This is a genomic window from Pelagicoccus sp. SDUM812003 (genome assembly GCF_031127815.1).
Lineage (GTDB): Bacteria > Verrucomicrobiota > Verrucomicrobiia > Opitutales > Opitutaceae > Pelagicoccus.
On the sequence record NZ_JARXHY010000003.1, the window covers coordinates 257,661 to 271,551 of the forward strand.

The 13,891-nt window shown below is 60.1% G+C and carries 10 protein-coding genes; 3 read left to right on the forward strand and 7 right to left on the reverse strand.

All coding sequences use genetic code 11. From position 1 onward, the window contains the following. The gene (locus tag QEH54_RS05500; RefSeq protein ID WP_309017638.1) at positions 1–750 is read left to right on the forward strand and encodes a Bax inhibitor-1/YccA family protein; all 750 of its coding nucleotides are present in this window, start codon (positions 1–3) and stop codon (positions 748–750) included. Between the two features lie 154 nt (positions 751–904). Here QEH54_RS05500 and QEH54_RS05505 read toward each other — a convergent pair whose 3' ends face one another. The 3 genes from QEH54_RS05505 to QEH54_RS05515 form a co-directional block, all read right to left on the reverse strand. Further along, a complete protein-coding gene (locus QEH54_RS05505; protein WP_309017639.1) occupies positions 905–1,288 on the reverse strand; it encodes a DUF721 domain-containing protein in 384 nt (127 codons plus the stop codon). Positions 1,289–1,346: 58 nt separating this feature from the next. After that, complete coding sequence (locus QEH54_RS05510; RefSeq protein ID WP_309017640.1) at positions 1,347–2,354, reverse strand: 2-enoyl thioester reductase domain-containing protein; 1,008 nt, start codon at positions 2,352–2,354, stop codon at positions 1,347–1,349. A gap of 88 nt (positions 2,355–2,442) precedes the next feature. Then, positions 2,443–2,922, reverse strand: coding sequence for a cupin domain-containing protein (locus QEH54_RS05515; RefSeq protein ID WP_309017641.1), 480 nt, complete (start codon positions 2,920–2,922; stop codon positions 2,443–2,445). Between the two features lie 345 nt (positions 2,923–3,267). Between QEH54_RS05515 and QEH54_RS05520 the strand changes: the two genes are divergently transcribed. Together QEH54_RS05520 and QEH54_RS05525 are read left to right on the forward strand one after the other, a co-directional pair. After that, complete coding sequence (locus tag QEH54_RS05520) at positions 3,268–5,334, forward strand: M3 family metallopeptidase (protein WP_309017642.1); 2,067 nt, start codon at positions 3,268–3,270, stop codon at positions 5,332–5,334. A 385-nt stretch (positions 5,335–5,719) separates the two neighbouring features. After that, positions 5,720–6,415, forward strand: coding sequence for a zinc metallopeptidase (locus tag QEH54_RS05525; protein WP_309017643.1), 696 nt, complete (start codon positions 5,720–5,722; stop codon positions 6,413–6,415). 127 nt (positions 6,416–6,542) lie between these two features. Here QEH54_RS05525 and QEH54_RS05530 read toward each other — a convergent pair whose 3' ends face one another. The 4 genes from QEH54_RS05530 to QEH54_RS05545 form a co-directional block, all read right to left on the reverse strand. Then, positions 6,543–10,064: an FG-GAP-like repeat-containing protein gene (locus tag QEH54_RS05530; protein WP_309017644.1), complete on the reverse strand. Its 3,522-nt coding sequence runs from the start codon at positions 10,062–10,064 to the stop codon at positions 6,543–6,545. Positions 10,065–10,179: 115 nt separating this feature from the next. Continuing rightward, positions 10,180–11,424 (reverse strand): vanadium-dependent haloperoxidase, encoded by a 1,245-nt coding sequence (locus QEH54_RS05535; protein WP_309017645.1) that lies wholly within the window; start codon positions 11,422–11,424, stop codon positions 10,180–10,182. A gap of 476 nt (positions 11,425–11,900) precedes the next feature. Then, positions 11,901–12,677 (reverse strand): LytTR family DNA-binding domain-containing protein, encoded by a 777-nt coding sequence (locus QEH54_RS05540; RefSeq protein ID WP_309017646.1) that lies wholly within the window; start codon positions 12,675–12,677, stop codon positions 11,901–11,903. 24 nt (positions 12,678–12,701) lie between these two features. Beyond that, positions 12,702–13,775 (reverse strand): histidine kinase, encoded by a 1,074-nt coding sequence (locus QEH54_RS05545; protein WP_309017647.1) that lies wholly within the window; start codon positions 13,773–13,775, stop codon positions 12,702–12,704. Between the last annotated feature and the right edge of the window lie 116 nt (positions 13,776–13,891).

The window sequence follows — 13,891 nt, forward strand, 5'->3', positions numbered from 1 at the left end:
ATGAGAACCTCGAATCCCGCCCTAAGCGATAAAGCCTTTCAAACCGACGCCCCCGCCAGCGGTAAGGTCATGACCATCAACGGCACCGTCAACAAGACTGGCATGCTGTTATCCCTTTGCATCTTCGTGGCCGCGGTGTCGTGGGACAAAGCCTTCACCGCAGCGGAGCAGACTGGGAGCGCTGCGGCTCTCTTCCCGTGGATGATCGGCAGCTCCATCGCCGGACTGATCATCGCCCTGATCACCGTTTTCAAGAAAACCGCCGCACCCATCACCGCTCCGCTCTACGCCATCGTGGAGGGCGTGTTCATCGGCATCATTTCCGCCTTTTTCGAAATGTCCTATCCAGGCATCGTCTTCCAGGCGGCCACGCTGACCTTCGGGGTGCTTTTCGCCCTCTTATTGGCCTATCGTTCGGGTCTGATCAAAGCTACGGAAAACTTCAAACTCGGCATCGCGGCCGCCACCGGGGGCATCTTTCTGGTCTATCTGGCGAGCATGGTGCTCGGTTTCTTCGGCATATCCATGCCGTTGATACACGACAGCGGAGTGATCGGCATCGGCTTCAGCCTCTTCGTAGTGGTGATCGCCGCGTTGAACCTGGTGCTGGATTTCGACTTCATCGAAAACGGGGCGGCTCAGGGAGCGCCCAAGTACTTGGAGTGGTACGCCGCCTTCGGCTTGTTGGTCACCCTGATCTGGCTCTACATCGAGATCCTGCGCTTGCTGTCCAAGCTGAGGAGTCGCTAGGAAAGCAAGGGTGTAGCCGCGTTCGCCGGCCTCAGACCGCGGCTGTCTTTGCTATTCAGATCTGTAGGTCGCCGCGTTGAGGCGACACGCCAATGCGGACGGCGGGTCGGCGCCCCGCCCTGCAGTGGCATTGGCCGTCGGAACGAAAGCTATGCTAGCCTGACTTGAAGACGATGCTGCGGATCTTCTTGGCGCCTTCCAGGCGATGGAGATTTTGCATGATGAGCCGTTTGTTGAACTCCAGCTCCTGGCGTATTATGGGATTGGATACGGCGATGATCAAGGTGCGTTCCCGCTCGATGCGCGAGGGGGTGCAGTTGCGAGCGTTGCTCGCTCCCACGATCTGAGGCCAGTTTTCGTTGATGCGATCCTCCAGCGATTCGACGCCGATCTTGTATTTGGTGAGGATGCGATCCAGCACGCTCTCCATTGACTTGTCGGTCTTGGGAGCTTCGCCCGGGTAGTTCTCCGGGATGCCGCGGAAGTTGGCGATGAGCCGCTCCACGTTTTTTCGAAAGTTATAGGGATGCTTGGCCAAAGTGGTTTCTTGGTGAAAAACGCTGTTCGATCGGGGCCTGCTTCGAGACCGGACGGGCCTAGTGGGGGCCGAGGTCGCCCGAGAGATCGAACATCACCTTGCCGCCTTTGCCTGGCTTTTGGGCGTGTTCGAACGCGTCCTTGAACTGGTCGAGCCGATAGCGAGCGATGACCTTCACCGCGGACTTGCTGTTTTCCATGAAGGTGAAGACGTCGTTGTGCAGCTTGTAAATCTCCTCGCGTGAGGCGGTGGCGTACCAATGCGTCATCCAGAAACCGCGCAGCTGGATGTCGTTGAAGATCAAATACCGCGTAGGGAAGGGGGCGGGTTCGCGATCCATGCCGCCGAAGGTGACCAGCACTCCGCGGTCGGCCAGCAGCTTGCACATGCCAAGAGCGCTGCTGCCTCCGATGGAATTGAGGGCCAGCTTGGCCTTTTTCCCTTTGGTCGCTTCCAGGGCGGCCTTGGCGGCTCCGCGATCGTCGATCAGCACGATGTCGGCCCCGAGCTCCTTGAGGGCGTGCTCCTCGTCCAGCGAGCGGGCGAGGTTGATGGTCTTGATGCCGAGGTGGTCGGCGATCTGGATCACGAAGCGACCCACCGCCGAAGTGGGGGCGTTCTGCACCAGAATGTCGCCCGCCTTGAGCTTGACGAACTGGTGCATGAGCTGCCAGGCGGTGGCAGGATTGACCCAGCCCATGGCGGCCTGCTCGACCGGCAGTTTTTCCGGTGCCGGGTAGAGCTCCTCGTAGGGGATGACAGCGGCGGTCTGCCACGAGCCGACGCTGGAGGGGATGAAGACGCGCTGGCCGACTCGGAATTGGGTTGAGCCTCCGCCGAGGGCAACGATCTCTCCCACGCCTTCTAGGCCGCCCACAGCGGGAAGCGGCGCGAGGTCGCCGTAGGTGCCGCCCACGCGGCCGAAGTCGGCGGGATTGACGGGAGCTGCCAGGCATTTCACCAAGGCCTCTCCCTCTTTAGGTTCGTCCAGCGGCAGTTCCTCGAGTTTTAGAGTCTCTGCGGGAGTTCCGTATTGATGGTACCGAAGTGCGGTGGTGGTTGGCATAAGGTGGGCCAATATAGGGACCATAGCTCGACGCACAAGAAGGGGATGTGGGTTTTTCGTATTCCCGCCGCGGATGAGCCCGCAGCCGTCACTCCTCGCCGTCGAAATAGTCCAGCGGCGCGGAGCGTATAAGCTGCTTTTCTGGCATCAATACGATCCACTTCTTGGAATCGGGATAGTAGCAGTGATCGCCGATCGGATTGTCGGCGATGACGTAGTAGACGAAGTCGGTATCCCCTTCGTTTCGCACCTGATGCGCTTCGCCGGGTTTGAAAAGAAAGGCGTCGCCGGGTTCGACCTCGGTTTCTCCTTGTTCGTCGCGCACGATGCCGCGCCCGCTCAACACATGATAGAACTCCCATTGCGTGGCGTGCACATGGTAGGGGCAGAGCGCTTTGCCGGGAGGGAGGGTGACGATGGCGACGTCGAAAGGGTGTCGCTTCATCAGGTCCGTGGAGGAATCCTCGCGGCCGAGAGCGACGGAGATTTCCTTGATGGAGGCGCCGAACTTGTTTTTTGGGGAGCTGCGATGAGTGGCTTCGAGTTGGTTGGAGTTTATCTTCTGCATGATGGATTGGAGAGGTTTCTAGGATATTGCGGACGTCGCGGGGGACCTCAGCTGGACGTAGTCGATGTGCTCGCATTCTGGATACGAAGATGCGGTTTCATAGCGCCGCTTGACCGCTCGGCGCAACGCTCGGGCGAAGGTCGGTTTTCCGATTCCGCTCACTCCCACGGTGTTGATGCGAGGGCCTTGAGCGGGGTCGGGTGGGGGCCTTGACGGGTTGGAGTGCAAAGGAGTAGGAGATCGGCGGAAAAGATGACGCATGCTTGGCATGGCAGGCAATCTCGTTTCGGACTTTGTCACGCTTCTCGGTTGTCATGGGAAAAATCTCTTCTAGGGTCGCCGGTCATGAGTGCCGACTCTCACCCTTTTCATGATTCATCCAAACTCGTCGACTGGTCGACCCTGACGCCGGATCGCATCCAGTCCGACATCGAGGCCGCCATCGCGGAGGCCCAATCCGAAATCGATGCCATCTGCGAGGTCGCCCCTGAGGACGCGACCTTCGAAAACACCTTTCTCGCTCTGGAAAAGGCGGGGGAGACGCTCTCCCGGGCATGGGGGCGCGTGGATCATCTGACATCGGTCAAGGACAGCGAAGCCCTGCGCGAAGCCCATCGCGGCATGCTGCCGAAAGTCACCGAGCACTGGTCCCGCATCCCGCTCAATCCCAAGCTGTGGGCCGCTCTCAAATCCTTCGCGGAAAAGCCGGCGGCCAAGAAGCTGAAAGGACTGCAGAAGCGCTATTTCGAGGAAACGGTGGCGGACTTCGTCCAGGCGGGCGCAGACCTGCCGGAGGACAAGAAGAAACGGCTGCAGGCCCTCAATAGCGAACTAGCTGAAATCACCAAGAACTACTCCGAGAACGTGCTCGACTCGACCAACGCATACGAGCTGCTGATCGATGACGAGAGCCGCCTGGCGGGCTTGCCCGACTCCGCCAAGGCCGCGGCTCGCCAAAGCGCCAAGAGCAAGGGCCATGGCAGTGACGAGAAGCCTGTATGGAGATTTACCCTACAAGTTCCGTCCTATCTGCCGGTGCTCAAGTACGCTGACGACGCTTCGCTGCGAAAGGAGATTTACGAGGAAGCGGCCCAGGTCGGTCTCAAAGACAAGTGGGACAACACCCAGTTGATCCGCGAAATTCTGACCCTGCGCCAGGAGAAGGCGCAGCTGCTGGGAAAAGCGAATTTCGCTGATCAGGTCCTGCAGCGTCGCATGGCGAGAAGCGGCCAGCAGGCCCTCGATTTCGTGCAGGATCTGCACGCCAAGACCAAGCCTGTGTTCGACGTGGAGATCGCCGAATTGGAGGCCTTCGTGGCGGAAAGGACGGGACAGCCTGTCCAGAAGCTGGAGCCGTGGGATGTGAGCTACTGGTCGGAGAAACTGCGCCTAGCGAAATACGATTTCGACGAGGAAGCCCTGCGTCCCTATTTTTCCATCGACGGCGTGCTCGATGGCATGTTCCGCATCGCCGAGCGTATATTCGGACTTCGGATACAACGACACGACGGATCGGAAAATAGCTGGCATCCGGACGTGAAGCTTTACGATCTTTACGATGAAGGCGGCGAGCTGCTGGGCTATTTTTACGCCGACTGGCATCCCCGCGAAGAGAAGCGCGGCGGAGCGTGGATGAATTATCTGGATACAGGCGAGCCCCAAGCGGATGGCAGCCGCTCGCCTCACGTGGGACTGATCACGGGAAACTTGAGCGAGCCCGTCGACGGAAAGCCAGCCTTGCTGCTCCATTATGAAGTGGAGACCATTTTTCACGAATTCGGCCACCTGCTGCATCACCTTCTGGGCCGCATCGACATCAAGTCGCTCAATGGCGTCAACGTGGCGTGGGACTTCGTGGAGCTGCCCTCTCAAATCATGGAGAACTGGTGCTGGAACCGCGAGAGCCTGGACCAGTTCGCCCGCCACTACGAAACCGGCGAGCCGATCCCGGAGGAGCTCTTCCAGAAGATGGTGGCGGCCCGAAACTTCCAAAGCGCCGCGGCCATGATGCGTCAGCTCAGCCTCGGCAAGATGGACCTCGAAATGCACCTCAACCCAGAGCGCTACCTGAAGGGAGACCTCGACGCCTCCATTCGCGAGACGCTCAAGGGCTACCAGGCGGAATTGAAGACCACCCCGCGCAGCATCGTGCGACGCTTCGGCCACCTTTTTTCCAGCCCGGTCGGCTACGCGGCAGGCTACTACTCCTACAAATGGGCCGAGGTGCTGGACGCCGACGCGTTCACACGCTTCGAGACGGAAGGGGTCTTCAACGAGAAAACCGGCCGAGCCTTCCGAGAGTGCATCCTCTCCAAGGGCAATTCCGAGGATCCGATGGCTCTCTTCAAGGCCTTCATGGGTCGCGAGCCGGATAGCGAGGCCCTGCTCGTACGCAGCGGCTTGGCGTCCTAGCTGGGAAAGCCTCGCCGAAGGTCGCCGCGCTGCTGGTCGCCTCGCTGTAGGTCGCCGCGCTGAGGCGACAAGGTGTTAGTCTGCTTCGGTCCTGGGCTGGCGAGTCGCCGCCTGGCCTTGCAGGCTGGAGCAGGCCCGCTCGGCAGGATTTCAGGACTCGATCGCTCAAATCGGGCGCTGTGACGCGCTTTGGAGATAGTCTGTCGCATTCTGCGACGGGCTGTCGCGCATGATTTGCGTAGAAAAAATTGCGAAAAATAATTCGCTTTTCGTAAACTGCTGTCGATAAGAGGGTAGTGTAGGGCACGAGCGGAGCTTGCCGCGCATTCGGGAACTTGGAATGCTCGTTGCTCTCTATAGATCGGGAGTTTCTTAAATCACAACCATGACATCAATCTTACCATTTCTCATCTTAATTGTGCCGACCTTCATTCTGGCCTTCTGGGCTCAGAACAAGGTGCGGTCCGCTTACGGCAAGTACGTGCAGATCCCGTCGAGGGGTCGCATCACGGGTCGTGAGGCTGCTCTTGCGGTGATGCAGAAAGCGGGTATTCACGACGTGGAAATCGTGCAGGTGCCGGGTCAGCTCACCGACCACTACGATCCGATGAACAAGCGGCTGGCGTTGAGCGAGGACAACTATCACGGTACGAGCTTGGCAGCTCTCGGCGTGGCCGCCCACGAAGCGGGACATGCCGTGCAGCACAAGGTCGGCTACTCGATGCTCAACGCCCGCATGGCGATGGTTCCGGTGACCAACATCGCATCCAGCGTCCTGCCCATCGTGATGATCGGTTCGCTGTTTGTCTTCTCGGCGGCCATGAGCGGTTTGATTCTCAAGATCGCCGTGGCCTGTTATCTAGTGTTGACCGCGTTTCACCTGATCACTCTGCCGGTGGAGTTCGACGCCAGCCGCCGCGCCAAGCAGGAGCTGGTTTCGCTCGGCATCCTTGGCCAAGACGAATTGGTCGGGGTGAACAAGACTCTCGATGCCGCGGCCTGGACCTATGTCGCTGCGTTCATTTCATCGCTCGGTTACTTGATCTACCTCCTCTCCATGCTGGGAGGAAACCGAGAGTAAGTTTAGACACTTTCTTGCTACAGGGGACAACTGTAGTAGAGGGAAGAGGAAATAAATAGGGAGGGAGCCGTCTCGCGAGAGGCGGCTCTTTTCCGTTTTTTAGAAGGCGATGATCGCTGACCCCGGACTATCGGCTAAGCTGATAGGTGGCCTTCTTCGGATCGAACGGCTGTTCCGTCACTTCGCCGTCGGGCCAGCGGACCTTGATCGCCTTCGGTGGATTTTCGGATGCGTATCCAAAAAACGAGGTCGCCTGAGGTTGGGAAAGGTATCCTACGTGGCTGGCGATTTCGCTCGTGGCTTGGCTGCCGTCCGCGTAGATCGTGGTGATCCGAGCTCCGTACGCATGACGATTTCCCGGTTGGCCAACGAGCGAGACGGAGAATGAGTTTCGTCCCGAGATGCCGCGGTTTTTGAATACGAGCGTTTTGTCGCTATTTTGCGAGACGATGAGATCGGCCCAGCCGTTTTGATCGAGGTCGGCGGTGATGAGTGCCTTGGCGTCGCCGCGCACCATGATGCCGCTTTCGGAGGTGGTCACTGCGGAGAGGTTCCCTGTGCCGTCGCCGGTCAGCAGGAGGCTTAGTCCGCCGTTGAAGCGACCGGTGGTCGGCTCAGGGGAAAACGAGTTTTGAGCCACCATCAAATCGATGTGGCCATCTCCGTTGAAGTCCTGAATCGCCATTCCGTAGATCGGAGCGATTTGAGCGAGTCGAGGCAGTTCGCGGCCTGCGTAGGAGCCATCTTCTTGGCTCAGGAACAGGGCGCTTGCCAGGTGGGTGGCTTGATAGCGCTGCGCCTGTTCCAGCAAGGCGGGGTCGAAGATCTCTTCAAGCGTCGCGTCGGCGAAGGATTGGAAGGACGGAAACTTGTTTCCCAAGCTCGGAAATGCGTAGCGCAGTTTGCTGTAGGGACGGATTGGGTACAGGTTTTCGTCGCCATCCTCATATTGCGCTTCGATCAGGTGAGACTCTCCGCCTTCTTCGAAAACGCCGTCGAAGAGCAGCGTGGGACGCTCCGGCGACGCTAGGTATTTGGTATTGAGGCCCACGTTTCCGAAGACGTAGTCCATGCGGCCGTCTTCATTGAAGTCGCCGGCGGCCACCGAATTCCACCAGCCGAACCGTTCGCTCCAGCCAGCGCTCTCGCTGGCGTCTTCGAGCTGTGAACCGGTGTTGAGCAGCAGAGTGGGGTGATCCCATTCGAGAGCCAGCAGCAAGTCGGGCCGTCCGTCGTCATTGGCGTCGCTCCAGAGCGCGGAGCTGACCATGCCGATTTCCGCCAGCTTGGGGTTCCATTTTTCCGTTACGTCTACCAGGGATCCATCGCGGTTTTCGAAAAGGTAGCTGCGCGGGAGATCTGGATACGAGCCGGGAACGGAACGGCCACCCACGAAGAGGTCGAGGTCGCCGTCGCCGTCGATGTCGGCTGCCGCGAGCACGGAGGTTGAAGAGTGGGGGAGCGTTGCGCTCAGCGGTTTGCCGGATGCGCCAAGGGCTAGGTCTTCAAAGCCGGCTTCCACGCCGCCGTTCGCGAGGTAGGTGAAGTCGTCGAGGACGGCGATGCCGAGGGTCTCGCCCTCGCGTTGAAGCAATGGCTCGGGCAGGTCGACCGCGGTGAAGGCTCCGTTTTGCAGTCGGAACGCCTGGGTCGGGAAATCGGTCGCTCCGCCGATGATCAGCTCCTGCTTCCCGTCTCGGTCGATATCCCCCCAACCCAGCGCCGGGCCTTGCTTGGCGAGTCGGCGCGGCAGGAGGAGCTGTGTGGTGAGCTCGTTGTAGTAGGCTTCCTGATGGGTGTGCTTGAGGCCGATCGCTCGGCTCGCTTCAATGAACTGCGCCGTTTCCTGGTAGTGAGTGGCGGCGTCCTTGACTGGCGTCAGCTCGGCGTCTCCGCTCGGTTCGGTGATGGTATAGAGCTGACCGGCGGAGAGGTTTTCGAAACGCTGACTGTGTCCGGACGGCCAATGCACGGCGAGCGATCTGGCGCTGGCATCGTCGCCTAGCCCGAAATGAACCAGGGGCTCGTCGGAGGAGAGCACTCCTCGAGCGAGCGTGAGCTGGCGGGTTTGCGTGCCGGCGGAGCTTTCAAGATAGAGTATGGAGCCGATGCCGTATTCATTGCTGGATACGCCTTTCAGTCGCAGGAGAAGACCGTTGCTGGAGGAGTTGTTCCGATAGATCTTCAGGTTGTCGTCATAGTTGTTGACCACCAGATCGAGGTCGCCATCTCGGTCGAGATCGGAATAGGAGGCGCCGAAGCTGATGCCGAGGTGGTCGAGTCCCCACTGCTTTGATACGTTTTCGAAATTGAGATCGCCATTGTTGCGAAAGGCGAGGTTTCGCTCCTCTAGCGGGGGAGCGTTCTTGTAGACGCGGATGCGAGCGGCGAGGTTGAAGGCGACGTTCTGCTTATCGAGCAGATCGGCCTCCATGAAGTTTCTGATATTTCCGTTAGTGATGAAGAGATCGTTCCAGCCGTCGTTGTCCAAGTCGGAGAATTTGACCGACCAGGTCCAGTCCGAGGCGTCGAGGCGGTTCATGTAGGCGATTTCGTTGAAGCGCTCGGTCCCGTTGTTGAGATAGAAGGCGTTGCGCATGTACATGGGGAAAAGGGTGTCGACGCGTTCGTTTTCCCAGATGCCGCGACCCATCTCCGCCATGCCGGTCTTGTCCTTTTCGTGCGTGGTGGCCGCCATGTCTCCCACGAAGAAGTCGGTCAGGCCATTGTTTGTGACGTCTCCCAGATCGCTTCCCATGGAGAAGTAGGACGTGTGGGGGATGGTTTCGGAGAGCACGTCGGTGAAGGACCCGTCTCCATTGTTTCGATACAGGCGATCCGAGTTCTCGAAGTCGTTGGCCACGTAGATGTCTGGCCAGCCGTCGTGGTTGTAGTCCCACCAGGTGGCGGAGTGGCCTTGGGAGATGCCCCAGATGCCTGCCTCCGCGGTGATGTCCGTAAACCCGGCTTCTCCGTCGTTGCGCAGGAAGTAGTCGGGGCGGCCTTTGAAGCTCTGGTTGTAGTCGAGGATGTTGGTTTGCAGGTAGAGGTCCAGGTCTCCGTCTCTATCGTAGTCCGCGAAGGCGGCCATTACGGAGGCGTCGGAGATGTCGAGCCCGTAGGCGGCGGCCTGCTCGGTGAAGGTTCCGTCCTTCTGGTTGACGAAGAGCTGGTTGGGAGCGGCGAAGTTGCAGATGTAGAGATCCAGCCAGCCGTCGTCGTTGATGTCGACGAAGGTGGAGCCGGTGCACCAGGATTCGGAACCCGCCACGCCAGCGCTTTCGGTGACGTCTTCGAACTGGAAGGGGGCGGTTTGGCGGAAAAGCTTGTTGGGCCCGGTTTTTGAAACGGCGTAGATGTCCGGCAGTCCGTCCATGTCGAAATCGCCCGTGGCGACGCCTGCCCCGACGGCTCCCAGGGTGAATTCGCGGTAGAGCCGTCCCCACATTTGCGGGTCGTCGTAGGTGTTGTGGAACTCGATGCCAATGGAGGCTGGTGGGATGTCGGTGAAAAGGGTCGCCGCCGCGTCGTTTCGGACCTTGGGCGGATTCAAGGGCTGGCTCTCTGTTTGCTGAGCGGCGGCGGAGCCGGTGAGGGCGAGCGCAGTCAGACCGAAGGGCAGGAGTCGGAAGGGAGTGGATAGGAGCATTTTTCTGAAAGGGGTTAACGCAGGGAATCCCCGGCTCGAATCATGCGTTCAAGCGGGGGACTCTAAAGCTTTTTTGTACGACGTTTGAAGGAGGCGAGGCGTTTTTCTGCCAGCGCTAACGCGGCAGAAGGAAGTTGTCGGCGACGTAGTTGGCGAGAGCTTTGCCGGAGCGCTGTCCTTCGATGTCGGCGAACTTGTAGTGGATGCCGCCGAAGATGCGGGAACGTCCTACCTCCTTGGCGGCTTCGGAGAAGCTGTGAAAGGTGCGCACGTCGCCCGGAAAGCCTTCCGACACGGTGCTGAAGGTGATCTTGTCGGTGCCGAAGAAACGGGTCAGGGCTTGGGTGCAGGCTCGACTGAAGGTGCTGTGCCCGGAGGTGTAGTCGGGGAAGGTCGGGCTAGGCATGAGCGGGATGAATTCCGGGTCGTGAACCACGCCGGCGTGCTCGTAGGTGTCCGCTTCGCGAATGGCGTTTTCCGGGCGCCAGAAGTTGTAGTGGTACTTGGCCTCCCAGACCGAGATGCCGGCGTCGGCTGCGGTGAGGTTGAGCAAGGCGAAGAGGCGAGCGTTTTCGGTGAAGCTTAGGCCCTGCTCTCGAGAAATGTCCTGGGCGACCACGTTCCAGTGCCCGGGTGGGGTGGCGGTGCCGAGGTCGTCCGACCAGAAGATGGTGCTATTGGTCTCGTATTCGCTGCGTTCGGTGGAGTCGCGGTGGCCTAGGCGCTGCACTTCGTTGGTCGCTTCGGCGAATTCCTCGCTGTCGATGGCAGGGGGCGGTTTCGGACGAAACTGGTCGCCGCTCTTCATGGTGAACGGTTTTACATTGCCCCAGTGTGGGTCGGTGGGGGCTCGAAAGAATGGAGGGGTGGGCTTCCATACTCCCGGGGTCTCCCCGATCACCGGATCGACGCGAGCCATGGTGCCGTCGTTTTCCCGCAGGGCGATGATGCGCTCCGCCACGAGCTTGCCCCAAGCGAGTCCGTCTTGCTTGGCCGGACCGTCGGGGATCTCGGCGAGCTTCTCCTTGTAGACGGAGAGGAAGGGGCTGGGGTTGGCTTTTTTGCCCATCACCTTCATGAAGGCCACGCGTGCGGCCTCCGCGGCGGCGGCTTCCCGGTCGGCCCCGTCTGGGGCGGTTTCGGTGACATAGTAGGGCTGGTAGGACCCTTCGATGCCGTTGACCGCGTCGTAGATGGAAGCGTGGTAGACGGCCAGGGCGTAGCTGGCCTGCGGGGGCGGCGTGCGGGAGAGGCGAATGGCGTCCAGCATTTGCTCGTTCCAATCGAGAATGCTGTCGGCGCGCAGGGAGCTGAGGCTCGCCAGAGAAGCGAGCAGGATGGTGGTAAGCGTGTTTTTCATGGGGCTTGAGACTGTGGAGGCTGGTCGAAAGCGCTCCACCTCTGGTTTGGGTTAGTCTGGGACCCATATTTGTCCTGGGGCGCCGTCTTGTGAATATTAGAGGGACGAACTGCTGATATAAGGTGGTGAAATACCAGTAGGGCGCGTTTTGGGGTGGGGCTTTCAATCGGGCGGATCGTATCGGAATTCGTCCGAACGCGAAAAATCCTCCGACCCGGGCTGACGAACCGGGTGGAGGATTTTCGACCTGAATTGTGTGACAACCAGTGAACTAAACTGGTCCTCCTCGCAAATCCTACCGCTGATCTTGAAGAGGGAATCCGTTGAACTGCTCCTACCTTTAGGCGCGGAGAGGCGTTTGTGAACGCTTTAGGGACGAACCGCTCGCGAAAAGGGGTGAAATGGCAGGGAGGAGGCCCGGCTTCGATTTTGGTCGGGACGCGTTCCTGGCGAGGGGAGGGTTCCTCCGGCGTAGCTTACTTTCCGAGCAGCGGCTTGAGAGCGTCCTTGTAGCTGCGACTGGCGGTGAGTTTGGCGCCATCGCGCAGGATGACGGCATGCTCGCCGTGGAAGAGCGGCTGGATCTCGCGAATGCGATCGATGCAGACGATGGTGGAGCGGCTGATGCGCAGGAAGCGTTCCGGATCGAGCTGGGTTTCCAGCTGGCTGAGGGTTTCGCGCATCAGGTGCTGAGCCTTGCCGATATGGATTTCCACGTAGTTGTTGGCGGAGCCGATCCAGTCGATGTCCTCCACGCGGGCCAGGATCACCCGTCCTTCGGTTTTGATGGAGAGTCGGTCCAGGTAGCGCTTGGCGCCGGCAGCGGGAGCGAACTCGCGCAGCAGGCTGGCCAGCTTTTGGTCGATGTCGCTGGGGCTTTGCCGGGCGTGGGCGGCGATCGCTTTGTCCAGCGCCGCTTCGAAGCGGGCTCGGTCGAATGGCTTGAGCAGGTAGTCCGTGGCGTGAAGGTCGAAGGCCTTGAGGGCGAAGGTGTCGTAGGCGGTGACGAAGATGATGAGCGGGAGTTTGGGCAGGCTGCTCTGCAGCTCGGTCGCGGCCTCGATGCCGGTTTTTTCCGGCATTTGAATGTCGAGGAAGAGCAGTTCCGGCTGCAGCTCGCGGCAGAGGCGCAAGGCGGTGGCCCCATCTCCCGCTTCGCCGACCAGCTCGATGCGCTCGTCTTTTTCGAGCAGGCTGCGCAGCCGGTCGCGGGCGAGCGCTTCGTCGTCTACGATGAGAGTGCGGAGGGGCATGGCGGGGAAAGGCGTAGCGGCGGGTTAGTCTGAGAGGGGGAGGGTGATAAGAACGCGAACGCCTCCTTCGGGTCGTTGGGTGATGGAGAAACTCTGACGATCACCATAGAGTTCGGAGAGGCGGGTTTTTGTATTCGAGAGACCGATACCATCCTGGGTGTGGTCTGCCAAGCCTCCACCGTTGTCCTTCACTTCGAGTTGCAGTGAACGTTCACTTGCTCGGGCGCTGATGGTCAGCTTTCCGGGCCGGGCGTAGGGGGCGATGCCGTGTTTCAGGGCGTTCTCCACGATGGGCTGTAGGATGAAACTGGGTACGTGCTGCGTGTGCAATTCGGCCGGGATGTCGAACTCGGTGGCGAGTCGGTCGCCGAAGCGGATGCGCTCGATATCGAGGTAGCTTTGCAGGAAGGTGATTTCCTCGGAAAGCGGAATGGTCTGGTTCTTGTCCTTTTTCAGGCTGAGCCGGAGCAGGTCGGAGAGTTTCGCCAGCATGGAGTCCGCCGCGTCGACATCCTTGTGCATGAGAGCGGAGATGCTGTGCATGGCGTTGAAGAGGAAGTGCGGGTTGAGCTGGGCTTGCAGGGCTTGCAGGCGTGCTTCGGTCAGGCGCCTCTCCAGATCGAGGGCGGAGCGCTCCCGCTCGTGAAACTTGCGGTAGTAGCTCGCGGCGTGGGCGATCGCAGCGATGACCCAGTATACGATGAAGTTGAAGTGGTAGGTCTTGAAGAGCAGCGGCTGGATGAGCTCGACGTAGCTGGCCGGGTCGCCGATGAGCCAGCTTTGAGCTTGAGCGACCAGGGCGCGGATGAAGGCGTAGAGAAGGGCGATGCTGGTGCTGGCGATGAGGTGGATAAGTAGCGGATTGGACCAGCGCAGCCGTTCGATGGGGTAGCGGCGGCAGAGCGCCAGCACGCCCACGGACAGGGCGGCCCAGACGTACCAATCGACCAGGGAGTAGGAGAGCGCTTGGGACCAGGTGACGGGGTAGCCGGACAAGCTGCTGGACAGGTAGAATTGGCTGGCGAAGGACAGGCCGATCGCGGTCCACAAGGCGAACAGCAACAGGAAGGCGCGAAGTGGCGAACGTCTCGGGGACACTCCAGGAAGGGGGGTGGCTGTGGCGATTTCCGGCATGTAGGGCGGGGTCTGGACCTGCACAGGAAAACACTCGCCACTGGCCGATGGCTAGCTCTTTTCTATGGGGTGACGACCGG